Genomic DNA, 5,209 nt, shown 5'->3' on the forward strand with positions numbered 1-5,209 from the left:
CCCCCCGTGCCGCCCCTTCCACCACGAGCACGACCTCCACCGGCCCGTCCACGCCCGGCACCCCGTCCGACGCCAACCGGTCCCGCAACCGCTCCGCCGCCCCCTTCCGGTCCCGCCACCAACCGTCGGGCACCGACCCGACGACATTCGCGGCGTCGACGACGACAAGCAAGGGAGCGTTGCTGTTCATGTCGTCAGGGTCGCACGGCGGATCTCGGCCAGGCAGGGGGCGGGCTCGCCGGCCTGCCACCCGGCCCGCGTAAAGTGAACTGGTGAACGGCGACTGGCTCATCCGCGGCCGCGACGGCCGCCTCACCGTCTACCTGCCCTCCGGCGACGCCGTCCTGTGCCGTGCCGAACGCGGCCCCGCCGGCTCCTGGGACGCCCCCCGAACCGTCGGCGGCACCCAGAAGCTGCACCCGGGTGTCGCGGTCGGCCAGGGTGCCGACGGCTACGCCCATCTGGCCGCCTGGCGGCCCACCGTGCCGGGCGAGTCGGGACTCGTGCACTCCACCCACTTCCGGCCCCGGCTCGCGCCCCTGGACTGGATCCCGATCGGGCACCCCGACAAGAAGGGCGACCGGACGGGCGAGCCGGCCGTCGCCGTCGACGCCCAGGGGCGTGGCTATGTCTTCGTCCGTAACAAGGGCGGCGGAGTGAGCCTGCGCAACCAGAAGGAGAAGGGCGGCTGGGGGCCTTGGCAGGACCTCCAGGGGCATGACGTCGAGGGCGAGTTGGCCGCCGTGACGGGGGAGTCGGGGCTGGTCGAGGTGTATGCCGCCACGGCCGGCGGGATTCTGCACTGGCGGCAGGAGGAGCCGGGCCGGACGCCGGTACGGGGGGAGGGTGTTGACGTGCCCGTTCGTCCGGGGACCCTGCGCGCCCTCGCGACGTCCGCCGAGCACACCACCCTCTTCTTCACGGACCTCTCCGGCGACCTGTGCGCCTGGCGCCCGGGGGAGAAGCCGGTGACGCTCATCGCCTCCGCCGGGCCGGGGCCCGTGTCCGCCGTGCGCTGTGAGATCGAGGGGCACGACTGCACCGTCCTCGCCCAGCGGTCGTCGAGCGGCCGGGTCGCTTTCGCCGCCTATCCGACCGAACTGGAGTCCGCCGGGGCCTGGTGGACCGAGTCCGGCCCCCAACTGCCCGCCGACGCCACGGTGTCGCTCGCGCTCGACGAGCACGATGAGGTCGTCGCGGCCTCCCTCTCCCCGTCGACCGGAAAACTGCTGCTCACCCGCCGCAAGGACGAACCGGGGCTCGCGCTGGAGGCCTGGCGGGAGATCTGACACCCCGTTCCTCCGTGGCGGCACGCAGAAGGGGGGTGGAGCGTCCGGATCGTCACCGCACGCCCCACCCCCCTCAGGGGTTACGCGTTACGCGGGGACGCTCGCCACGCCCTGCGCCAGGAACCTCTTGCCGTTGACCCGCTCGGAGACGCCCTCGCGGTCCAGGTACGGCGTGATGCCGCCCAGGTGGAACGGCCAGCCGGCGCCCGTGATCAGGCACAGGTCGATGTCCTGCGCCTCGGCGACGACGCCCTCGTCGAGCATGATGCCGATCTCCTGCGCCACCGCGTCCAGGACGCGCTCGCGGACCTGCTCCTCCGTCAGGACGGTGTCGCCCTGCTTCAGCAGCGCGGCGACCTCCGGGTCCAGCTCCGGCTTGCCGCTGTCGTAGACGTAGAAGCCGCGCTTGCCCGCCTCGACGACCGCCTTGAGGTTCGGGGAGACCGTGAAGCGGTCCGGGAACGCCTTGTTGAGCGTCTCGGAGACGTGCAGGCCGATCGCCGGGCCGACGAGTTCCAGGAGGACGAGCGGCGACATCGGCAGGCCCAGCGGCTCGACGGCTTTCTCGGCGACCTCGACCGGGGTGCCCTCGTCGATCACGTTCTGGATCTCGCCCATGAAGCGGGTCAGGATGCGGTTCACGACGAACGCCGGGGCGTCCTTGACCAGCACCGCGGTCTTCTTCAGCTTCTTGGCGACGCCGAACGCCGTGGCCAGGGAGGCGTCGTCGGTCTGCTCGCCGCGGACGATCTCCAGCAGCGGCAGCACGGCGACCGGGTTGAAGAAGTGGAAGCCGACGACCCGCTCGGGGTGCTTCAGCTTCGACGCCATCTCCGATACCGACAGCGAGGAGGTGTTGGTGGCCAGGATCGCGTGCGCCGGGGCGACCGCCTCGACCTCCGCGAACACCTTCTGCTTGACGCCCATCTCCTCGAACACGGCCTCGATGATGAAGTCCGCGTCCGCGAAGCCCTCGGCCTTGTCCAGGACACCGGTCACCAGCGCCTTGAGGCGGTTGGCCTTGTCCTGGTTGATGCGGCCCTTGCCGAGCAGCTTGTCGATCTCGGCGTGGACGTAGCCCACACCCTTGTCGACGCGCTCCTGGTCGATGTCGGTCAGCACGACCGGCACCTCCAGGCGGCGCAGGAACAGCAGCGCGAGCTGGCTGGCCATCAGACCGGCGCCCACGACACCGACCTTGGTAACCGGGCGGGCCAGGCTCTTGTCCGGGGCACCCGCGGGACGCTTGCCGCGCTTCTGCACCAGGTTGAAGGCGTAGATGCCGGCCCGCAGTTCGCCGCCCATGATCAGGTCGGCGAGCGCCTTGTCCTCGGCGTCGTAACCCTGCTGGAGGTCGCCGTTCTTGGCGGCGGCGATGATGTCCAGCGCGCGGTAGGCGGCCGGGGCGGCGCCGTGCACCTTGGAGTCCGCGATGAAACGGCCCTTGGCGACGGCCTGGTCCCAGCCCTCGCCACGGTCGATCACCGGGCGCTCGATCTCCAGCTCGCCCTTGAGGACCGACGCGGTCCAGATCAGCGACTGCTCCAGGAAGTCCGCGCCCTCGAAGATCGCGTCGGCGATCCCGAGCTCGTAGACGTGCTTGCCCTTGAGCTGCTTGTTCTGGTTGAGGCTGTTCTCGATGATCACCGAGACGGCCTTGTCGGCGCCGATCAGGTTCGGCAGCAGCGTGCAGCCGCCCCAGCCGGGAACCAGGCCGAGGAACACCTCGGGCAGCGAGAACGCCGGGACGGCCGAGGAGACGGTCCGGTAGGTGCAGTGCAGACCGACCTCGACGCCACCGCCCATCGCGGCGCCGTTGTAGTACGCGAAGGTCGGCACGGCCAGCTTGGACAGCCGCTTGAAGACCTCGTGGCCGCCCTTGCCGATGGCGAGCGCGTGCTCGTACTCCTTGAGGATCTCCACACCCTTGAGGTCGGCGCCGACCGCGAAGATGAACGGCTTGCCGGTGATGCCGACGCCGACGATCTCGCCGTCCGCCGCCTCCTTCTCGACCTGGTCGATCGCGGCGTTGAGGTTCGCCAGCGAGGCCGGGCCGAAGGTGGTCGGCTTGGTGTGGTCGTGGCCGTTGTCCAGGGTGATCAGGGCGAAGCGCCCGGCACCCGCGGGGAGGTCGAAGTGGCGTACGTGCGCACTCGTGACGACCTCGTCCGGGAACAGCTCGGAAGCCTGCTTCAGAAGCTCGGCGGTGGTGCTCACTTGTCCCCCTCGAAGTGCGGGTTCTCCCAGATGACCGTCGCGCCCATGCCGAAGCCGACGCACATGGTGGTCAGGCCGTAGCGGACGTGCGGCTGCTCCTCGAACTGGCGGGCCAGCTGCGTCATCAGGCGGACGCCGGAGGAGGCCAGCGGGTGGCCGAAGGCGATGGCGCCGCCGTACTGGTTGACGCGCTCGTCGTCGTCGGCGATGCCGTAGTGGTCGAGGAAGGCCAGGACCTGGACGGCGAAGGCCTCGTTGATCTCGAACAGGCCGATGTCGGAGATGGACAGGCCCGCCTGGGCCAGCGCCTTCTCCGTCGCCGGGATCGGGCCGTAGCCCATGACCTCCGGCTCCACGCCCACGAAGGAGTAGGAGACCAGGCGCATCTTCACGGGGAGGTCGTTCTCCCGCGCGAACTCCTCGGAGGCGATGAGCGAGGCGGTGGCGCCGTCGTTCAGACCGGCCGCGTTACCGGCGGTGACCCGGCCGTGCACACGGAACGGGGTCTTGAGGCCCTGGAGGTTCTCCAGGGTCGTGCCCGGACGCATCGGCTCGTCGGCGGTGACCAGGCCCCAGCCCGTCTCTCCGGCCTCGGGGGAGGTGCGGCGCACCGAGACCGGCACCAGGTCGGCCTGGATCTTGCCGTTGGCGTACGCCTTGGCGGCCTTCTCCTGGGAGCGCACGGCGTACTCGTCGGCGCGCAGCTTGGTGATCTGCGGGTAACGGTCGTGCAGGTTCTCCGCGGTCATGCCCATGAACAGGGCCGACTCGTCGACCAGCTTCTCGGAGACGAACCGCGGGTTCGGGTCGACGCCCTCACCCATGGGGTGACGGCCCATGTGCTCGACACCGCCGGCGATGGCGACGTCGTAGGCACCGAAGGCGACGGAACCGGCGACCGTGGTCACGGCCGTCAGGGCGCCCGCACACATGCGGTCGATGGAGTAACCCGGCACGGACTGCGGCAGGCCGGCGAGGATCCCCGCGGTACGGCCGATGGTGAGGCCCTGGTCGCCGATCTGGGTGGTCGCGGCGATGGCGACCTCGTCGATCTTCTTCGGGTCGAGACCGGGGTTGCGGCGCAGCAGCTCCCGGATCGCCTTCACGACGAGGTCGTCGGCACGGGTCTCGTGGTAGATGCCCTTCGGGCCCGCCTTGCCGAACGGGGTGCGGACGCCGTCTACGAAGACGACGTCCCTGACGGTACGAGGCACGATGGCTCTCCTCCAGGGTCCAGGACGCTGAGCGCTTGCTCATCCCATGCTACTTATGAGTAACGTAGCTGCCCAGTCCTGACATGGCGAGCGGTGAACGTCACATCTCACCGGGGTGGCGCTGTGGACCCTCTCGGCGTCAGCACCGGAGTCGGCACGGGATGCGACCCGGCCGCTCCGTCCCCGGTGATCACCGCGAACAACGTCCGAGCCACGTCCGCTCCAAAACCGTGCACGTCATGACTCATCGCGGACAAGGTCGGATGCGTCAGCCGGCACAGCTGCGAGTCGTCCCACGCCAGCAGCGACACGTCCTCCGGCACCCGCAGCCCCATCTCCGCCGCCACCGACAACCCCGCCACCGCCATGATGTCGTTGTCGTACACGATCGCCGTCGGCCGGTCCGGCGGCGCGGCCGACAGCAGTGACCGCGTCGCCCGCGCTCCCGCGTCCCCCGAGAAGTCGGTCGCGACCTGCCACGCCCCGGCC

4 protein-coding genes and 1 pseudogene are annotated in these 5,209 nt (G+C 70.3%); 1 reads left to right on the forward strand and 4 read right to left on the reverse strand.

What is annotated here, in order from left to right:
- Positions 1 to 190: pseudogene (locus CA983_RS40380) on the reverse strand (NTP pyrophosphohydrolase); the annotation flags it as partial.
- An 82-nt stretch (positions 191 to 272) separates the two neighbouring features.
- Between CA983_RS40380 and CA983_RS40385 the strand changes: the two are divergent.
- Complete coding sequence (locus CA983_RS40385) at positions 273 to 1,289, forward strand: PLL family lectin (protein WP_086605658.1); 1,017 nt, start codon at positions 273 to 275, stop codon at positions 1,287 to 1,289.
- Positions 1,290 to 1,376: 87 nt separating this feature from the next.
- Here the strand turns inward: CA983_RS40385 and CA983_RS40390 are convergent, their stop codons facing one another.
- From CA983_RS40390 to CA983_RS40400, 3 genes are all read right to left on the reverse strand, one after another.
- Positions 1,377 to 3,506 carry a 3-hydroxyacyl-CoA dehydrogenase NAD-binding domain-containing protein gene (locus tag CA983_RS40390; RefSeq protein ID WP_086605659.1) on the reverse strand — a complete coding sequence of 710 codons (2,130 nt, stop codon included), beginning with the start codon at positions 3,504 to 3,506 and terminating at the stop codon, positions 1,377 to 1,379.
- Complete coding sequence (locus CA983_RS40395; RefSeq protein WP_086605660.1) at positions 3,503 to 4,720, reverse strand: thiolase family protein; 1,218 nt, start codon at positions 4,718 to 4,720, stop codon at positions 3,503 to 3,505. The genes CA983_RS40390 and CA983_RS40395 overlap by 4 nt, the downstream gene beginning before the upstream one ends.
- 107 nt (positions 4,721 to 4,827) lie before the next feature.
- On the reverse strand, positions 4,828 to 5,209 hold a 382-nt coding region (locus CA983_RS40400; RefSeq protein WP_143645721.1), incomplete at its 5' end, for a substrate-binding domain-containing protein.

This window comes from Streptomyces swartbergensis (assembly GCF_002148965.1).
GTDB classification, from domain to species: Bacteria; Actinomycetota; Actinomycetes; order Streptomycetales; family Streptomycetaceae; genus Streptomyces; species Streptomyces swartbergensis.